The 18,681-nt window shown below is 51.5% G+C and carries 12 protein-coding genes and 1 pseudogene; 3 read left to right on the top strand and 10 right to left on the bottom strand.

All coding sequences use genetic code 11. The features are described 5' to 3' along the window. The first annotated feature begins 98 nt into the window (after positions 1 to 98). Together Mcas_RS01490 and Mcas_RS17310 are read left to right on the top strand one after the other, a co-directional pair. On the top strand, positions 99 to 1,028 hold the full coding sequence (locus tag Mcas_RS01490) for a tail fiber domain-containing protein (RefSeq protein WP_040333624.1): 930 nt from the start codon (positions 99 to 101) through the stop codon (positions 1,026 to 1,028). 28 nt (positions 1,029 to 1,056) lie between these two features. Continuing rightward, a complete protein-coding gene (locus Mcas_RS17310; protein WP_081853516.1) occupies positions 1,057 to 2,613 on the top strand; it encodes an FG-GAP repeat domain-containing protein in 1,557 nt (518 codons plus the stop codon). A 69-nt stretch (positions 2,614 to 2,682) separates the two neighbouring features. On the opposite strand, the gene Mcas_RS17305 is transcribed toward Mcas_RS17310, so the two are convergent. The 5 genes from Mcas_RS17305 to tyrS form a co-directional block, all read right to left on the bottom strand. Beyond that, on the bottom strand, positions 2,683 to 4,107 hold the full coding sequence (locus tag Mcas_RS17305) for a TRM11 family SAM-dependent methyltransferase (protein ID WP_081853515.1): 1,425 nt from the start codon (positions 4,105 to 4,107) through the stop codon (positions 2,683 to 2,685). 96 nt (positions 4,108 to 4,203) lie between these two features. Beyond that, the gene (locus Mcas_RS01470) at positions 4,204 to 4,824 is read right to left on the bottom strand and encodes a FlgO family outer membrane protein (protein WP_040333622.1); all 621 of its coding nucleotides are present in this window, start codon (positions 4,822 to 4,824) and stop codon (positions 4,204 to 4,206) included. Beyond that, entirely contained in the window at positions 4,814 to 5,578 is a 765-nt protein-coding gene (locus Mcas_RS16045) for a FlgO family outer membrane protein (protein ID WP_052566681.1), read from the bottom strand. Before Mcas_RS16045 ends, Mcas_RS01470 begins: the two co-directional genes overlap by 11 nt. Before the next feature lie 10 nt (positions 5,579 to 5,588). Next, positions 5,589 to 5,882 carry a hypothetical protein gene (locus Mcas_RS01460; RefSeq protein ID WP_040333620.1) on the bottom strand — a complete coding sequence of 98 codons (294 nt, stop codon included), beginning with the start codon at positions 5,880 to 5,882 and terminating at the stop codon, positions 5,589 to 5,591. Positions 5,883 to 5,976: 94 nt separating this feature from the next. Beyond that, positions 5,977 to 7,176, bottom strand: coding sequence for a tyrosine--tRNA ligase (gene tyrS / locus Mcas_RS01455; RefSeq protein WP_040333691.1), 1,200 nt, complete (start codon positions 7,174 to 7,176; stop codon positions 5,977 to 5,979). 172 nt (positions 7,177 to 7,348) lie between these two features. On the opposite strand from tyrS, the gene kaiC reads away from it, so the two are divergent. Then, positions 7,349 to 8,773: a circadian clock protein KaiC gene (gene kaiC, locus Mcas_RS01450; protein ID WP_162176222.1), complete on the top strand. Its 1,425-nt coding sequence runs from the start codon at positions 7,349 to 7,351 to the stop codon at positions 8,771 to 8,773. A gap of 14 nt (positions 8,774 to 8,787) precedes the next feature. Here the strand turns inward: kaiC and Mcas_RS18620 are convergent, their stop codons facing one another. The 5 genes and pseudogenes from Mcas_RS18620 to clpS all read right to left on the bottom strand — a co-directional run bounded on the left by Mcas_RS18620 (position 8,788) and on the right by clpS (position 18,673). Continuing rightward, a complete protein-coding gene (locus Mcas_RS18620) occupies positions 8,788 to 10,671 on the bottom strand; it encodes a methyl-accepting chemotaxis protein (protein WP_052566680.1) in 1,884 nt (627 codons plus the stop codon). Positions 10,672 to 11,062: 391 nt separating this feature from the next. After that, positions 11,063 to 15,238 carry a BACON domain-containing protein gene (locus Mcas_RS01440; protein ID WP_156032995.1) on the bottom strand — a complete coding sequence of 1,392 codons (4,176 nt, stop codon included), beginning with the start codon at positions 15,236 to 15,238 and terminating at the stop codon, positions 11,063 to 11,065. Positions 15,239 to 15,410: 172 nt separating this feature from the next. Next, positions 15,411 to 16,114 (bottom strand): annotated as a pseudogene (gene aat / locus Mcas_RS01435) (leucyl/phenylalanyl-tRNA--protein transferase). After that, positions 16,092 to 18,353: an ATP-dependent Clp protease ATP-binding subunit ClpA gene (gene clpA / locus Mcas_RS01430; RefSeq protein ID WP_040333616.1), complete on the bottom strand. Its 2,262-nt coding sequence runs from the start codon at positions 18,351 to 18,353 to the stop codon at positions 16,092 to 16,094. The pseudogene aat and the gene clpA overlap by 23 nt, the downstream one beginning before the upstream one ends. 5 nt (positions 18,354 to 18,358) lie before the next feature. Continuing rightward, positions 18,359 to 18,673: an ATP-dependent Clp protease adapter ClpS gene (gene clpS / locus Mcas_RS01425; protein ID WP_040333614.1), complete on the bottom strand. Its 315-nt coding sequence runs from the start codon at positions 18,671 to 18,673 to the stop codon at positions 18,359 to 18,361. Positions 18,674 to 18,681 lie beyond the last annotated feature (8 nt).

The raw sequence follows: 18,681 nt of genomic DNA, 5'->3' as shown, positions 1-18,681 counted from the left end.
TGTTTTATCTTGTTTGGCCTTTTTCATCAACAGAGTAACGATCAAAGGGCGCTCACGCATTTTGCGTGTAAAATCAAAGCAGTTCGGAGGTACTTTAGATGAGGTTTAAGAGCAAGGGTTTAAAGAATGTAGTTGGGGCAAACGTGGTAATCATTGCGCTGCTGTTTCTGACGTTGTCGGTATACGCTGGTTCGGTGCCAAACGTGTTCACGTCTGGGACGGTCGCCAAGTCCAGTGAGGTCAATGCCAACTTCACCTACCTGGGGGATCGGTGCTGGGATAAATCGGGGAGTAATTTGTATTTCAACGGTGGGAATGTGGGGATTGGGACAGATAGTCCTGCCGTAAAATTTCATGTTTATGACCCTAATGGAAAAGTGATGATTGAATCTGGGAATTATTTTAATGCCCAATTTAGGCTTAAGAGTGTTTACAATGGTGGTGTTTGCGATGAAACCTCAATGGGATTCATTGGTCAAAACAATCATTTCTGGATATTGGGACCAGGAGCAGGAACAGGTTGCATTCAAGATAAGTTTGGAATTGGTTATGCAAATGGTAATCCTGATGGAGTAAATACATATCCTGCACTTTTCACAATTACAAATACAGGGAAAGTAGGTATCGGCACAGTAACCCCCTCCTACCCCCTGCACATGGGTAGCGGCGCCTACGTAACCACGGGCGGCGTATGGACCAACGCGTCAAGCCGCGAGTACAAGAAGGGCATCCAGAGCCTCACATCCGAGGACGCAATGCTGGCGTTTAACAAACTCGAGCCGGTCTCCTTCAAATACAAGACCAACGACGAGCAACACATCGGCTTCATCGCCGAGGACGTCCCCGATCTGGTGGCATCAAAGGATCGCAAGGGTCTGAGCACAATGGACGTGGTAGCACTCCTGACCAAGGTCGTCCAGGAACAGCAGAAGACTGTTCAAGAGCAGCAGAAGATAACCCGGGAGCAGCAGAAGACTATAGCGGAACTAAAGGAAGAGGTCAGGGCACTTAAAGAAAAAACCCAATAACAACGATCCCTATCAGGAGACGACAAGAATGAGAAGAACTGTCTTAACATTAATGATAGCGCTGCTGATGGCGTCATCGGTATGGGCGGTCAGCACGTGGGACGGCAGGACGTGGGATGCGGGCTATTGGGACGTTTCACCAACGGCAACACCAACACCCACCCCAACACCAACGCCTACTCCCACACCAACGGCCACACCTACGCCAACTGCAACACCCACCCCAACACCAACGCCTACTCCCACACCAACGGCCACACCTACGCCAACTGCAACACCCACTCCTACGCCAACAGCTACCCCTACTCCAACCCCTACAGCAACACCAACTCCAACGCCAACACCAACTCCCACACCTACGCCAACACCAACTCCCACACCCACCCCGACTCTTACGCCTACACCCACTCCAACCCCCACGCCGGTAACTCTGACTGTTGCGATCAAGGGAACCGGCAACGGCACTGTAACGGCAGCGCCCGGAACCCTCAACTGGAGCGCCGATGGCAAGACGGGCACGGCCTCGTATGCCCTCAACACGGACGTCACGATCACTGCTAAACCGGATGCGGGGTTAAAGGCAATCTGGACGGGATGCGACGACAACATGGGCAACACCCAATGCCTGGTCAGGATGACCGCGAACAAGGACGTCAGCGTGGAGTTTGCCTCTTCCAGGAAGCCTCAAAACGACTTTGACGGCGACGGCAACAGCGATGCCCTGTGGCGCAATACAACAACGGGTGATCTATTCATCTGGCTGATGAACAAGACCAGCATCACCGGCGGCGATTACGTCGTCAAGGGGATCACCGCCGACTGGGACATCAAGGGTATCGGCGACTTTAACGGCGACGGCAAGGCCGACATCATCTGGCAGCACAAGGACAAGGGCGACGTCTACATGTACATCATGGACGGGACGCATATATCCACCCACGGCTATGCCCTCAAGGGTCTGCCCAAGGAGTGGGAGTTCAGGGCCCTTGGCGACTTCGATGGCGACGGCAAGACCGACATCCTCTGGCAGAACACCGAAACCGGCGACGTGGCCGTGTGGTTGATGGACGGCAAGGACATTAAGAGCGGCAACTTTATCGTCCGGGGTATGCGACCGGAGTGGACGATCAGGGCCGTGGCCGACCTCAACGGCGACAAGAAGGCCGATATCACCTGGCAAAACACCAACACCGGCGACGTCTTTGTCTGGCTGATGGACGGGACAACCATCTCAAAGGGCGACTACGCCTCCCTGGGCATCCCGGACAACTGGCAACTAAAGGCGATTGCCGACTTCGATGGTGACGGCAAGACCGACATCCTCTGGCAGAACACCACCACTGGCGACATCTACCTATGGCTGATGGACGGGGCCGGGATTGTCGGCGGCGGCTTTGTGGTCCGCGGTATGCCAGCTCTCTGGCAGTTGCTTGCGGTGGCGGACTACAACGGCGACGGCAAGGCCGACGTCCTCTGGCAGAACACCGTCAATGGCGACGTCTATGCGTGGTTTATGGACGGCTCAAAGATATCCGATAAGGGCTACGTCGTAAACGGTATGCCACCTGAGTGGAAGAATAAGTAAAGAACAAAGACGAGGGAGGGGCACCGCTCCTCCCCCCCTTTTCTTTCCTAAAGACTATCCATGACTTTCTCATGTGCCAGCCTTTCTGTAGATCAGTATGTATTTGTGGGTAATCTCAAGACTTTCACCGTTTGTGGATTTTGTACCATTTTCAATTGAGACCACCACCAATTCCTTTATTTCAAGGGTCTTGTTGCCTCTGAGACGTTGTTCCGTTTTCATGGTGGTGGCAATTATCAGGCCGTCCCGCCCACGGCTATCCTCGCAGATAATTGCAAGTATCCCGCCTTCGGACAGTGCCTCCTCTGCAAAGCAACTTACGTCATCGATGTCGTCCCAACAGAGGGCGATTATCAGATCAATGCCGGTAATGCCTCCTGCATCCTTGCCAAAGAAGACGTAATTCCCTGAGGAGTACCTCTTTATCAGGTTAAGGATGACATCGTGTTGCCATTCTTTTTCGTTAAATATCCACACCGTGGTTGACTCCAGGATTTTTATATCATCGATCAAATCTCCGTCATAGCATATCAACGATGCAGGGGGTGATTCTTTGCCGGTTCGGATATCCCTTTTCTTCTTTACAAAGACGGCAAGATACTCATGAGCAAGGAGCAGGAAGTTGTACTTTACGCTGTTGTTGTACCAAAATCCCGTCGTCTTGCAATTGTGTTGCCTCTTTATGATCAGCTCCTTTAGTACAAAACCGGCCATTAAGTATCTCTCTATGGTCCGGAAGCCAAGTGGGATCACATTTTTATTCTTGCGCATATCCCCGATTAAGATTGCACAATGGCCGCTGCGCTTCAACACCCGATAGCTCTCACGTGCCACCTTGTCTATCTCATCGAGGAATCTGCCGACACCGTAAGCCGACAGGTCTTTGTCGTTATCGTGGGTATAGCGGATAATATCGGCATATGGGGGATGGGCGCAGATCAGGTCTACGGTGGCATCACCGATGCCGTTGAGGTCCCTTGCATCGCCAACAAAAAGCTCCGCGTTGGCATCGTCATGGTCTTGACCCGGGTCAAAGTCCATGTTTTCGGTGGCAAGCCCTATGGCAGCGGCGTTGATGTCTATCCCGATGAAGTTTCTGCCGAGCAGCTTGCACTCAACCCCAGTGGTACCGGCGCCACAGAAGCAATCAAGCACCAGGTCGTGCATCTTTGAATACTTCAGGATAACGTTTCGCGGGATATAAGGAGACCAGTTTCCACGGTAGTTGCCATTGTGTGTGGCCCAGGTGCCGCGTGACTTAAAGCTCCAGACGGTTGTCTTTTCAACGGCAAAGCCCTTTGGGGTAATTGTCTTTATTTCTTTTTTGGTGGAAGGGAGCAACTGATTGGCGGTATTGGATATGTTTACACCAAACTCCCTGGTAACAATCCTCTCAATGGCCTTGAGTGTGACCCCGTATTTGTTACCAATATCTTTATCAGACAGGCCTTTTTTCTTATCTTGTAAGATTAGTTTTTCTATGTCTTGATTCATTTAATAAGGGGGGACAATGCCCCCCGATGTCGTCTATTGTATATTAAGGATTGGAATCAGCGCAATAAAACTGTGCGACAGTCTGGAATCAGTCACCTAGTTTACGGATTTTATGATCATATCGCCCATGCACTTGTATGATATCTCCTTGGTGACGAATTTGGAAATATTGCCCGTGTGGACGTTTATGCGACGCACAAACAGGTACAGCCTGCCATCGGTGAGCTTGTAGGTGCCGACGATGCTTTCGCTGTGTGCGTATTCGTCGGATTTTATTTCGTTGGGATTTCTTGTCAGAGCCACCAGGCCATCGGGTGAGAGTTTGAAGTAGTTGCGGAACTCACCCTGCACGACCTTGTAACAGCAGGTGTTGTTGATACTGTTTCTCATCAACTCGCTCATAAAGAGTCCTGCTCCGCGTGGCATGAGAGTCACGATGTCAACGAAGTCGGTCACTATGATCGTCTTTCCGACACATCCCGGGGTGTTTGGCAGGCAACCCTGCGCACAGGAAGCACTACAGAGTTCCGCCGCCACTTCGTCAAAGACGTCCTTGAGCTTCAACTGCACGATTATATCATCGTTGTAGGCGGCCCTGTCCCGGCAGCGAAACGTCGATGACACCTCATTGAGTACACCGCCACATCCACTGGTCAGTAACAGCGCCGGCATCAGCAGGGTTCCAAGGACGATTGAGAGCAGTGCTCTATTTTTCAAAGCTCTCGCCCTTTATCTTCATCGTCTTTGGCTGCGTGTATCGTTGCAGGAGGCTTTCGATGCCACCAAACGGGATTGCCACCTGACCGCTGGACTGTACCACGCCGGTATTGATGTTCATCAGGCGGGCGTTGACCACTATGCAGTCCTCGGCTATGCTGTACGTGCCCGTAACAATGGCGCCTACGTTGTAGAGGTCTTTGACCTTTTTGATATCCCGACTCAGTGAGAACTCGCCGTTTTCATTCATGATCACGTCCGTTACCAGCCTGATATCTATGACCGTCCAGTGTCTGACCTGAAACTCGTGGATCAGGCTTTCGGCTATGAGTCTGCCCAGGCGGTTTGTCTCCTTGAGATTGTCAAGGTTCTGAAACGACGTCACAATGATCGGGAGATTAACGTCTTGCATATCGACGTTACGCTTGAGTTGGTCTGCAAGATATATCATATTGGCGTTGAGATTGCCCATGGGATTGACGCTCTTGTAGATTTCAAGAGGGATAGGTTCTGCAAATCTTCTCGTATATGGCCTGTAGGGGTCATGACGCTGGCCATCGTGTACGACCACCTTATCCGCCACCGGTCTTAGCACCGGCCCTCTTGTGTCCTCTACGTAGATGGTATCCTTCTCTTCGATCTGCTCACCAAAGGACGGCAAGACGTTCATAAACGATAACATTATAAACACGGAAATCACCACGGCTATAAGATTGACTATTCTCCAAAACATACCTGTATCGATCTTGTTCATTCAACTCACCTCAATAAGGATAATAAGGACCATAATATGGGTAATACGGGCCATAGTAAGGACCATACGTATATGGCCGATAGACCGGCACCTCATACTCACGCATCTTTGTCCTGTAAGCCACCGGATAATCACAGCACGTATCAGCCGTTATGCTGTAGCCTCTGTCATAGCCGCATACCCAACTGCCGTTAGCCTCATAATGGCAACCCTTGTAGTACGGGTCAATGAGCGAAGCATCATGATATACCGCACATCCTGCAAGCAACATGCTTACAAACAACACCAAAACCACTCTCTTCATCAGAACAACCTCCGTTGCATAAATAAATACATCAGCCTATACCAGCCTACTTAACATTATATATCTGTAGTTTGGTTTCAAAACTTAAGTTTTGTCATTTGGGGCTGATCTTCAGGAACTTTCGCTTGCCGACTTTGAATACGTACTGGCCCTGAGGCAGAGTGGCCTTTGTGTCTGTGACCTTTGCGTTATCGATGAGTACCCCGCCCTGTTTGATGAGTCTCATGGCCTCCCCGGTGCTTGTGACAAGGCCGGAGTCCTTCATTATCTGTGGCACCCACATCTGTGCAGCACTCCATGGTATATAGCGTTCCTCGATCTCATCGGGCAGTTGCCGTGACTTAAACACCTGGTCGAACTCCTGTTGCACCCGCATGGCCTCGCTCATGGAGTGATACCGCGCCGTAAGCTCGACGGCCAGGGCCTCCTTGGCCTTCTTGGGATGCACGGAGCCATCCGCTATGCCGACCTTTAGGGCGTTGAGTTCCCCGACGGAGATGTGGCTCAACAACTCGTAGTACCTCAGCATCAGGTCGTCCGTCGTGGACATCAGTTTACCAAAAATTTCCTTTGGCGGTTCGTTGATCCCGATGTAGTTGCCCAGGCTCTTTGACATCTTGTTGACGCCATCGAGGCCCTCCAGCAGGGGCATCATGATGACAACCTGTTCGGGTTGATTGCACTGGTGTTGGATCGTCCTGCCCATCAGGAGGTTGAACCGCTGGTCTGAGCCACCAAGCTCGACATCTGCCATAAGGTGTGCGGAGTCGTAGGCCTGAAATAACGGGTAGTAGAACTCCAGCAGCGTAATAGCGTTGTGGTTCTCAAAACGCTTCTTGAAGTCGTCGCGCTCAAGCATTCTTGCAACCGTTTGCATTGCCCCCAGCTTTGCGATATCCATGGCACTCATTGCCGAAAGCCACTCGCTGTTGAAACGGACGTGCGTCTTGTCGGCATCGAGTATCTTGAATATCTGTTGCCGATAAGTGGCGGCGTTTTGGCTGACCTCTTCGCTGGTAAGGGGTTTGCGCAGTTCGTTTTTACCACTGGGGTCGCCGATCATGCCGGTGAAATCGCCTATCAGGAAGGTCACCTCGTGGCCAAGTTCCTGGAACTGCCTCATCTTTTCGATCAACACCGTGTGTCCCAGGTGTATGTCCGGAGCCGTGGGGTCAAAGCCGGCCTTAATCCGCAGGGGTCTGCCCAGCCGGAGCTTTTCCAGCAGCTCCGCCTCGTGGATGATATCAGACGTCCCACGCTTGATGACCTCAAGTTGTTGCTGTGGCGCTAACATTGTGTCCATATGATACCCATTGTCGGTGCATCGCGTCAAGGGGGTTTTTTCGCACCCGCCCCTGCCACAAACCGCCCCTTTTTTTTTCTTACAGCCAATTGCGATTGCCCTGTATTTGCAACCATGAGTGATTCCGTGTTAGAATATGGCAGATAGATTTGATGGAGGGCTTATGAAATATATAGCTAAAGGGTTCATGCCACAGGAGTATTCAACGGCTGTTGAAAAGTGTCCAACGTCTATAAGGGGTTTTGATGATATTAGCGGGGGTGGTCTGCCCAGGGGACGGACAACTCTGATATATGGCGGCCCTGGTTCCGGAAAGACGATCTTTGGCCTGGAGTTTATTGTCAGTGGTGCCCGCCATTACAACGAACCTGGAGTCATGATATGCTTTGGAGAAAACGAAGCAGAGTTCAATCAAAACTACTCATCATTCAATTGGGACTTGGTTCAACTCCAGAAAGAAGATAAAATCTATGTTTCCTACTTGTTTATAGAAAGAGACGACATTACAAAATCTAATACTTACGACCTTGGCGGATTCTTTGTCCTGGTAAAAAATGCCGTTGAGAGGCTTGGGGCCAAGAGACTGTTAATCGATAGCATAGACCCTCTCTTAACAGGGATGCTTGATAACCCCGGTGTACGCCCGGAGCTGTACCGGTTCTTTGGCCACCTCAAGGGGCTTGGTGTTACGTCGGTCTTTACGAGCGAGCGGCACGAGCGAGTGGTTAACATGAACGGCGTAGAGCAATATCTCTCCGATTGCGTTATCCTTCTTAACCGTAAAATGGACGAACAGGTGTCAACAAGGCGTTTAAGGATATTAAAGTATCGTGGCTCCTGCCACGCAACCAATGAGCATTTGTTCTTTATAGACAGCAATGGTATCAATATCTTTGCAGTAAAATCCCTATGCCATGAGCTAACGGCAGAACGCATATCGTCGGGGATTGAAATGCTCGATAACATGTTAGACGGCAGAGGCTTTTATCGTGCAAGCAGTATACTGATAACCGGCAGCTCAGGCACGGGCAAGACCAGTTTTGCGGCGAGTTTTGCAGATAGTGTCTGCCAACGTGGCAACAGGTGTCTGTTTTTGTCGTTTAACGAGTTGCATTGCCAGATCGTGAGAGACATGCACTCTGTTGGAATGGATTTGGAGAGACACGTAGAAAGCGGATTGCTGAAGTTTTACACATCCCGCCCAAGCCTCGATGGCCCGGAGATGACCCTTACCGTTATCTGTAATGCTATCGAATCCTTTAAGCCTGCCGTGGTGGTATTGGATCACATATCGTTTTTTACCTCAAGGACAGCCTCAAAGGATGCCGGCAATCTATTTGTCAACCTGATTGATTACCTCAGACAATACAACGTAACAACACTATGCACTGACCATGTCTCTGATGACAAAAACTGCGGGCAAATCGACTCAGGGATTTCAGCCCTGATGGATGTCTGGATCGTTCTCGGAGACCTGTACTACGATGGTGAGGCCAAAAGGACACTCCGAATCGTGAAGTCCAGGGGGATGAATCACGCACGAAAGCCCGTGGAGTTCACCCTCGGCAACCAGGGAATAACAGATTGACTATTGACTGAGCCTTACCCTTGGCCGGTCTTAAAGAAGGTCACCGAGCGTTGCAGTTGTTGCGCATGACCAGCCAGTGTCTCTGCCGTGGAAGACACCTCATTGGCAGTGCCGGCGTTTTGCTGCACCACCTTATCCAATTGCTGTATGGCCTTGTTTATCTGCTCGGCGCCGATGTCCTGCTCCTTGCTCGATACCGTGATCTCCTCTACCAGGGATGCGGTTTTTTCTATATCCGGCACGAGTTTGTCCAGCATCTTACCAGTTGATTCGGCAATTTTAATGCTTGAATTGGACAGTTCGTTTATCTGTGCGGCGGCCTCCTGACTACGTTCAGCCAGCTTTCTGATTTCGGCTGAGACAACGGCAAAACCCTTGCCAAACTCCCCGGCCCTTGCCGACTCTATTGCCGCATTGAGGGCTAACAGGTTTGTCTTACGCGCTATCTCATCTATGATGGTTATCTTTTCGGCTATCTGTTTTATGGCCACAACGCTCTGTGAAACGGCCTTGCCAGCCTGCTGTGCCTCACCCACCAGGTCACGGGCTATTTTTTCCGTCTGGTGGGCATTTGCGGCATTTCGTTTTATGTTGGAGGCCATCTCCTCCATCGACGACGACGTCTCCTCGATAGAGGCCGCCTGCTCCGTCGCCCCCTCGGAGGTCTGCGCAGCGGAGGTCATCAACTCCTGACTGCCCACCGATACGCTGTTGGCAGACTCCTTCACCTCCGATACAATTTCCCTGAGGTTATGTACCATGTCCTTGATGGCGGCATACAGTCCCGTATCGCCGGTGCCACGACCAGGCTTGTCGTCCGTGAAGTCAATAGTCAGGTCGCCATCGGCAATCCTCTTGGCAATGTCAACAACCACGGCAGGCTCACCGCCTAACTGTTTCAATATCCCGACTATTACCACGTATGCCCAAAAAATCGACACCGCCAACACCACTACCGTCAACACTATGTACAACACAAGTTCCGTCCTTGCCCATGCCTGAAGCCTATGCGCCTTTGCGCTGAGGTCGCCGGAGAGCTTGTCCTCAACCTCCTTGAGCATATTTATCTTCTCCGTCATCTTCTTAAACCAGTGCACCGCATCTATACCAAAGTTTCCAACGATGGCCTTATCAAAGGCTACCTTTCTCATGCTCTCTACTTCCTCAACGACCGGTCCTGTCATCTTGTTGGTATAAAACTGCTTCTGCTCCTCATCGGCCAGCGAAAGGAAAGACCTCATATAGGTCTCCTGCGCCGAGGACAGAAAACAGTATTTGACGAACATCCCCGTAGCAAACGCATTGGCACCAAAGGTGTTACTCAAAACAGCCCTCTCCTGCCCTACACGCTCCTTTGCCTGCAGGAAATTGACGTAGGCAATGGCAAGTGTCGAAATTTCCGCGTTGCTGCTTAACTTGCCCATCCTGGTTATGACATGTAAGAGGTCGGATATCATACCGGTGTAATACTTGATGGCCTCCCCGCCTGATATTTTAAGGCCACCTACCAGTTCCCGGTTGCCATTGAGTTGTTGGAGTTGTTTGTTTGCCGCATCCATTTCGGCCTTAAAGGCGGTCTTGGCATCCGTTGCCTCAAACGCCTCAAGTTCCTTCAGCTTTTTGTCGGTGGTTGTGTATTGCTCCTTGAGTTCCGGGCCAAACTTCGCACCCTTGCTGCCAAGAAACCCCGCCGATGCACCACGCTCCTTCTGAAGTTCGTGTACCAGGGCGCTTATCTTTACGGCAAGCTCCGACATGCCCTGCATAGCCCCCATCTGTCGGGCCACCTTGTATTTACTGAGCACCTCGCTGATCGAAAGATAAGACAGACTCAAAAGCGGCAGTATCAATATAATAATGAGCTTATTCCTAAATTTAGCTTCCTCTATAAATCTCATAGTATGCCTCCTATATATTGTGATTCAGTATGATAGCAAAAACAAGACACTCTTGTCTCACAGAAAAAGACTTGCTGTAAAAAAATCCGTATCCTCTTTAAAAAGCATGGCAAATTAACTTCATGGTTTAAAGACATGGATTCCTGCTTTCGCAGGAATGACAGTTACAGCCGTTTTCCAAGTGTGTCATTCCTGGCTTGACCAGGAATCCAGGATGCGTAACAGCATAGTTACCATGAAATATAAAGAAGATACAGAAATCCTGTGGTAATACAGCATAGCACGTTGCGGTTGTGTGCGATACAAGAAAATAAAAGGGGCTGTTTTACCAGCCCCCCCGTTTGCGAGTTAAACTCTTTGGTTTATATCAGGTATTCACCGACAAAGACAACTACCTGGTTTCCCATTCTGCGGGGACACCGTTTGCGACAAACCCATGGTCCCTTATAGTGGTGCCGTTATTGAGTATGTGCAGGTAGACATCTCCAGTGATGGAGTCTCTCCAGATCAGGTCAGATTTGCCGTCGCCGTCATAGTCTCCGGCCTTCATCAGAAGCCATTTAGCGGGTATTGCTCGGGTTACATAGTCACCACCAACGATAGTGGCGCCATCCATAAACCAGAGCGCGTAGTCGTGAGCTGATGTCTCATGCCACAGGATATCGGCCTTGCCATCGCCATTAAAGTCGCTGATGGCCTCGATCACCCAGTTGTTTGGGATACCCCTGGCAGCATGACCCTGGCCTAATACAGTCAGACCATTGAGCAGCCATACATAGATATCGCCGTGTACGGAATTTTGCCATACTACATCGCTCTTTTTGTCTCCGTTTAAGTCGGCTATGACCTTTATGGTCCAATCTGCCGTCATGCCTCTGAGTATGTAGCCGCCACCGATGATATCTTTACCATCCATTAACCAGATGTAGACATCACCTTTGTCTTTATTTCTCCACATGATGTCAATCTTGCCATCACCGTCGAAATCGCCAAGTGCCTTGACTACCCACTCCGACGGCATACCCCTTACTGCAAAACCACCGGTTGATATCTCGGTACCACTCATAATGTATATGTAGACATCCCCGGTTGTCTTGTGCTGCCACAGGATATCAGCCCTGCCATCGCCATTAAAATCGCCTACGGTCTTGATATCCCAATCAAGCCCCGTGTTTCTGACAACATAGCCGCCGCCCTTTATGGTCTTACCGTCCATTAACCAGATGTAGACGTCTCCGTTGGTGGAGTTTCTCCATATCACATCGCTGTTGCCGTCGCCGTCAAAGTCGTATTCGGCCTTCCTGGACAGGGAGAACGCTATTGTTATCTTCTTGTTTTCGGTCATCTTCACCATGCACTGGTTGGTTCCGATGTTGAGGTCGCAGCCAGTCCAACCCTTGATCGCTGAACCTAAGCCCTCTTGTGCCGAGAGCACAACCACCAGGTCCTTCTTAAAGGATGCCGTGCCGATCTTGCCGTCCTGGCTCCAGGAGAACTTTCCACTGGATACCGTCACAATGCCATAGACGGAACCCTGCATGGGATTTGCTATCTTCGACTCTGCATTTATTGAGCTGCTAGCGGGATAGGCCATTGTTACCGTTAGGGTCACCTGGTCTGCCTCTGCCGCTTTCTGGGTTACCTTAAAGGTCTGTCCTGCAATGGTCATGGTACCGGTGCGTGAGCTTGAGGTTGTATTCTCTGCCACGGTGTAATCTACGATGCCATTGCCGGTGCCTGAGCTGCCTGATACAATGCTTATCCAGGAGTCATTGCTGATTGCCGTCCAGGTGCAGCCGGTGTTTGGCGTTGCTACCTCTACTATGTCGTCACCACCGGCGGAGGGGAATTCCTTAGTAATCGGATTTATCGACATACCGGTTGAACAGTCGCTACCAAGTTGAGTCACCGTGAAGGTCTGTCCACCTATGGTCATTGTACCGCTGCGTGAGGCCCCCGAGTTTGATGCTACCGAGTAGGAGACAGTGGCGCTACCCGAACCGGATGTACTACCGGCATTTATGGTTATCCAGGAGTCGTTGCTGGTTGCCGACCAGGTGCATCCCGTATCTGCCACTAGGCTTACGGTATCACTGCCGCCATATGACTGGAACTGCTTGCTGAGAGGAGAGATTGAGAAGGTACATCCTGTTGCAGCTTCCTGAGTAACCGTGACGGACTGACCACCGATGGTCATCGTACCGGTTCTTTGGGTTGTGCCTGTGTTTTCAGCTACCGTGTAACTTACAGTGCTGCTGCCACTGCCCGAACTGCCGGCAGTTATGACTATCCAACTGTCACTGCTTGAGGCCGTCCATGCGCAAGCGCTGTCAGCCGTTACACTGACGCTGTCGGTGCCGCCTGATGGGGCAAAACTCTTGCTCGTTGGACTGACTGTAATCGTACAGGTTGACGTGGAAGGGTTCTGTACAATCGTGAAGGCCGCTCCGCCTATGTTGATAATGCCGGTACGGGCGCTTGTGCCAGTGTACGACGCCACCGTGTAATCCACCACGCCATTGCCGGTGCCTGAGGTGCCGGAGTTCAGGGTTATCCACGAGTCAGCCGTCATAGCCGTCCATGCGCAACTGCTTGACGCCGTTACGTTGACATTGCCACTGCCACCGGTGGATGTATAGTTCATGTTGGTAGGGCTGATTGTAATGGTACAACTTGACGTAGCGGGGTCCTGGAGAATCGTAAATGCCTTCCCTGCGACGTTGATTATACCGGTGCGCGGGTATGTGCTCGTGTTCTGTGCCACGGTGTAGTTTACCACACCATTGCTGGTGCCTGAAGCACCCGAGGTGATGGTTACCCACGTATCAGCAGTTGTGGCCGTCCACGTGCAACTACCTGATACCGTTACATCAAAGTGGTCACTGCCGCCGGAGGACATGAACTTCTTGCCTGTGGGGTTGATCCCAACGGAACAGGTTGACGCAGGAGGGTCCTGGACAACCTTAAATACCGCTCCGCCTACGTTGATCATGGCGGTGCGAACCGTTGTGCCCGTGTTTGCTGCCACGGTGTAATATACCGTCCCATAGCCGGTACCTGAATTGCCTGAGGTGATAGTCACCCAGGTATCAACGGTTGAGGCCGTCCATGTACATCCACCTGGTGCGTTTACATTGAAGTAGCCGCTGCCTCCCGATGGCGGAAACTGTTTGTTTACCGGATTGAGTGTTACCGTACAGTTGGATGTGGCAGCGTCCTGCTTGATAGTAAATCCAACTCCGCCTACGTTGATAATACCGGTGCGTGCCGACGTACCCGTGTTTGCTGCCACGGTGTAGTTTACAACCCCATTACCGGTACCGGAAGCACCGGAGGTAATGGTCACCCACGTATCGGTAGTTGAGGCATTCCATGTACAGCCACTTGGCGAGATTACGTCAAAGTGGTCATTACCTCCGGATGCCATGAATTGCTTGTACGCAGGATTGATTGTTGCCGTACAGTTGGAAGTGGGGGCGTTCTGGAGGACCTTAAAATACGCTCCAGGGAGGTTGATAATACCGGTGCGTGCTGTTGTACCCGTGTGTGAGGCCACCGTGTAGTTTACCGTCCCGTTACCGGTACCGGAAGCGCCCGATGTGATAGTCACCCAGGTATCAACGGTTGAAGCGGTCCACGTACAAGTACTGTTTGTCGTTACGCTGAATGAGCCACTGCCACCGGCGGAGGTATAGGTCATACTCACCGGGCTGACTGTTACCGTACAGGTTGGTGTCGGCGTTGGTCCCGGTGTACCCGATGGCGTCGGCATTGGTGTACCCGATGGCGTTGGTCCCGGTGTACCCGATGGCGTTGGTGTTGGTGTGCCTGCAGCTTCCTGTTTGACTTTATGTGTTGCTCCGGGGAGGTTGATCATAGCGGTGCGGGCCGTTGTACCCGTGTATGATGCCACGGTGTAGTTTACAACCCCGCCACCCGTACCGGAATTGCCGGAGGTGATGGTTACCCATGTATCGCCGGTTGTGGCCGTCCATGCACATCCACCTGGCGCCGTTACGTTAAAGGAGCCGGTACCGCCTGATGGTGGGAATTGCTTGTCCATTGGGCTGATTGTAACCGTGCAGGTTGGTGTCGGTGTTGGTTGAGGAGTACCCGACGGTGTTGGTTGAGGAGTACCCGACGGTGTTGGTTGAGGAGTACCCGACGGTGTTGGCTGAGGAGTACCCGACGGTGTCGGTGTTGGTGTCGTTGGAGGGTTCTGACGAACGCTGAATACCGCTACAGCGTTGCCTCCAGTGTCTGCATCGACAAAGTTGATGTTAGCGACGCGGTATGCTCCAGTGTTTGCCGCCACATTGTAGTTTACTGTTCCACTACCAGTGGCCGAAGCACCGGAGGTGATAGTTACCCATGAGTCAACCGTCGAGGCGATCCACGAACAACCACTGTTTGCCGTTACGCTAATGGTACCGGAGGTTGCATAGGCCTCAACCGTCACATTCGCCGGACTAAGCGTAATCGTACAAGCTTCTGCTACATGTGCTACGTTAGCCGTAATCAACAGCAACGCAACCAACAAACTCAAAAAAACTTTTTTGCTTCTCATTGCTTAGAGCTCCTTCTTGATTTGTTTGGTAAGTCTACATCTTAGACTACTGTCTCAACAGAAAAACTACCTCCTTTTTCTTTTCTTACAGATGCCAACCCTAACAGTCATTAAGATATCATACAGGCTTTTGGGCAGTCAAGTTCTTGAAATACAGGTTTATTGCGGAAAATCAGACAATATCGTGTATATAGTCGTTATTTTTCCATCTCTCGCAACTGGTGTCTATACGGGTGGCGCTTTTGAGTATGCGCATGAAGTCCGTTCGTGGCATGTGCGTGGCACCAAAGTTCACAAGATACTGTGTGGTGACCTGGCAGTCAATCAGCACAAAGCCCCATTCTATGAGCTTTGGTACGATGGTTGCAAATGCCACCTTGGAGGCGTTGCTCTTTTTGAAGAACATGGATTCGCCAAAAAACACCCCCCCCAAGGCAACCCCATAGAGTCCCCCTGTCAGTTCGCCGTCGCACCAGCTCTCTATGGAATGCGCAAAGCCGGCTTTATGCAATCTGACGTAGGCCTCAATCATCTCCCTGTTAAGCCAGGTATCGCCCCCGTTACCCCTTTTGGCCTGAGAGCAGTTGATAATGACATCGACGAATGCCTTGTCGGTGGTTACCTGAAAGATGCCTTTTTTTATGGTCTGCCGCAGGCTGCGCGATATCCTGATATCCTGTGGGATCAGTACGATCCGTGGGTCCGGCGACCACCACAACATGGGGCTGTCGGGGCCATACCAAGGGAATATCCCCAGTCGATAAGCCGCCAACAGACGCTCCACACTCAGATCGCCCCCACGGCAAGCAGGCCATCCCAACGCGCGAGTGCGGGAGATGGAAAGACGCACTCCTCAGTCAGCCTGAATACAGGCATCGCCGTATACAAACTCCGGCTTATCGTCGGCGAGTTGCACGCATACGTCCCCGCCCTGTTGTAGTCGGCCAAAGAGTATCTCATCGGCCAGGACTGTTTTAAGCTCCTTTTGCAGCAGACGCGCAAGGGGACGCGCCCCAAAGTGTGCATCAAAGCCCTTCTTGCACAGCCAGTTCCGGACGTCCTGGTTGATTGCCAGGGCAACGCCCTTCTGCTTCAACTGCCCGGCCAGTTCGCCGATGAACTTGTCAACGATCCGTGCCATCGTCTCATCGGCCAGGGGGTTGAAGAAGACGATGTCATCGAGGCGGTTTCTGAACTCGGGACTGAAGACCTGCTTGATGGCATCCTTGCCCTTTGTTGCGGTATCCATGGTTCTGTCGCCAAAGCCGATGGCGTTCTTGTCCATATCGCGGGCGCCAGCATTGGATGTCATGATGACTATCACGTTTCTGAAGTCGGCCTTTTTACCGTTGTTGTCGGTGAGCGTAGCGTAGTCCATGACCTGCAGGAGGATGTTGTAGACGTCCTGGTGTGCCTTTTCTATTTCGTCAAAGAGTACGACGCTGAATGGATGTTTTCTGATTTCGTCGGTGAGCAGTCCGCCCTGGTCAAAGCCAATGTACCCCGGAGGGGCACCGATTAACCTGGCCACGGCATGTTTTTCCATGTACTCGCTCATGTCAAAGCGTATGAACTTAACGCCCATGATGTTTGCCAACTGTTTTGCGATTTCGGTTTTTCCCACGCCGGTTGGTCCGGTAAACAGGAAACACCCGGTTGGTCTTTCGGTCAATCCCAGCCCGGCACGTGAGCGCTTTATCGCCGTGACTACGGAGACGATGGCCTCATCCTGTCCAAAGACGCGCCGCTTAAGGTCGGTCTCCAGTCCCCGGAGCTTGTCCGCCTCGGGCACGGAGAGGGTGCGAACGGGTATCCTGGCGATCTTGGCCACGACGTTTTCCACATCAAGCGTGTCCACGGTCTTGTGTTTTTCGCCGGAGAGCCTCACTAGCGCCCCGGTCTCATCCATGACGTCTATGGCCTTATCGGGCAGGTAACGGTCATTGATGTACTTGGCCGACAACTCAACCGCGCTCTTTATTGCATCGTCCGTGAAGCTCACACCGTGAAAGGCTTCATAATAAGACTTCAAACCATGCAGTATCTGACAGGATTCATCGATTGAGGGTTCGTGTACCTCTATCTTTTGAAATCGCCTTGACAGCGCACGGTCCTTTTCGAAGTAGTTCTTGTACTCCTCGTATGTGCTTGCACCAATGCACCGGAGTTTTCCGGTACTCAGGACGGGCTTGAGGATGTTGGAGGCATCCAGTGCCCCGCCGCTGGTAGCGCCGGCTCCAACGATGGTGTGTATTTCGTCTATGAAGAAGATGGCGTTTTTTATCTTCTTAAGGGCATCAATGGTTGACTTCAGGCGTGCCTCAAACTCGCCCCTGAACTTGGTTCCGGCAAGCATGCTGCCCATGTCAAGGAGAAAGATGTGGGTGTTTTTCAGTGCATCGGGGACGTTTCCTTCAAATATCTTCAGGGCCAATCCCTCCACGATGGCCGTTTTTCCAACACCTGGTTCACCGACAAAGACGGGATTGTTCTTGCGTCGGCGACACAGCACCTGGATTGTGCGTTGGATTTCAGTCTCTCTGCCAATTAGGGGGTCGATATCGCCATTGGCGGCCTTGTCTATGAGGTTGACGGTGAAGTGTTTCAGGGCATCGGCCTGACTCTTGCTGTCGGAGTGATAGGCATCATCACCGGGATGTTCGGAGGCATCAGAGTCGCCGACAATCTTGGTTATCCCGTGTGAAATGTAGTTGAGGACGTCCAGGCGCGTCACTCCCTCACGCTGGAGGAAGTAGCTGGCATAGCAATCCTCTTCCATGTAGATGGAGGCCAGGAGGTCTCCGGCATCCACTTCGTCCTTGCCCGAGGACTGGAGGTGCCACAGCGCCCGTTGCAGCACGCGCTGGAAGCCTACCGTGGGTTGAGGGATATCGCGCTTGCTCTTGGGCAGCTTTGGGACCTTCTTGCCAAAGAAATCATTTAGCGCAGACTTCAGATTTGCAATGCTGCCCCCACAATTGGTTATTATGTCAATACCCTTGTCGTCGTGGAGGATGGCAAAGAGTATGTGTTCTATGCACAGGTACTCATGTCCGCGGCGTTTGGCTTCATTGATCGTTGCCTCTATGCTTATTTCAAGGTCCTTGTTTATCATGCTGTTTACTCCTCTTCCATTACACACTTTAACGGGAACTCGTTATTTTTGGCCATCTCATGCACTGCGGCCACCTTTGTTTCGGCAATATCCCGCGTGTAGATGCCACAAAGCCCTGAACCGCTGCGGTGGATTTGCAGCATTAACTGTGTGGCCTCCGCAGAGGTCTTGTGAAATATGGTCTCAAGTACATTGACAACAAACTCCATTGTTGTATAATCATCGTTTAGGATGAACACCTTATACATCGTCGGGGTCCGTAGTTCTTCGTTGACCGAACCTTCAGGTGCCTCCTGAAACTCACCTTTACTTTGTCCCATAAGTGATG

Source organism: Candidatus Magnetobacterium casense (genome assembly GCF_000714715.1).
Taxonomy (GTDB): Bacteria; Nitrospirota; Thermodesulfovibrionia; order Thermodesulfovibrionales; family Magnetobacteriaceae; genus Magnetobacterium; species Magnetobacterium casense.
This window is presented reverse-complemented; position numbering and strand designations above follow the sequence as displayed.

Excerpts from the sequence above, each read along its gene's own strand:
- Mcas_RS01490 (WP_040333624.1), top strand. The coding sequence starts at position 99 with ATGAGGTTTAAGAGCAAGGGTTTAAAGAATGTAGTTGGGGCAAACGTG.
- Mcas_RS17310 (WP_081853516.1), top strand. The coding sequence starts at position 1,057 with ATGAGAAGAACTGTCTTAACATTAATGATAGCGCTGCTGATGGCGTCA.
- Mcas_RS17305 (WP_081853515.1), bottom strand. The coding sequence starts at position 4,107 with ATGAATCAAGACATAGAAAAACTAATCTTACAAGATAAGAAAAAAGGC.
- Mcas_RS16045 (WP_052566681.1), bottom strand. The coding sequence starts at position 5,578 with ATGAACAAGATCGATACAGGTATGTTTTGGAGAATAGTCAATCTTATA.
- Mcas_RS01460 (WP_040333620.1), bottom strand. The coding sequence starts at position 5,882 with ATGAAGAGAGTGGTTTTGGTGTTGTTTGTAAGCATGTTGCTTGCAGGA.
- tyrS (WP_040333691.1), bottom strand. The coding sequence starts at position 7,176 with ATGTTAGCGCCACAGCAACAACTTGAGGTCATCAAGCGTGGGACGTCT.
- kaiC (WP_162176222.1), top strand. The coding sequence starts at position 7,349 with ATGAAATATATAGCTAAAGGGTTCATGCCACAGGAGTATTCAACGGCT.
- Mcas_RS18620 (WP_052566680.1), bottom strand. The coding sequence starts at position 10,671 with ATGAGATTTATAGAGGAAGCTAAATTTAGGAATAAGCTCATTATTATA.
- Mcas_RS01440 (WP_156032995.1), bottom strand. The coding sequence starts at position 15,238 with ATGAGAAGCAAAAAAGTTTTTTTGAGTTTGTTGGTTGCGTTGCTGTTG.
- clpA (WP_040333616.1), bottom strand. The coding sequence starts at position 18,353 with ATGATAAACAAGGACCTTGAAATAAGCATAGAGGCAACGATCAATGAA.
- clpS (WP_040333614.1), bottom strand. The coding sequence starts at position 18,673 with ATGGGACAAAGTAAAGGTGAGTTTCAGGAGGCACCTGAAGGTTCGGTC.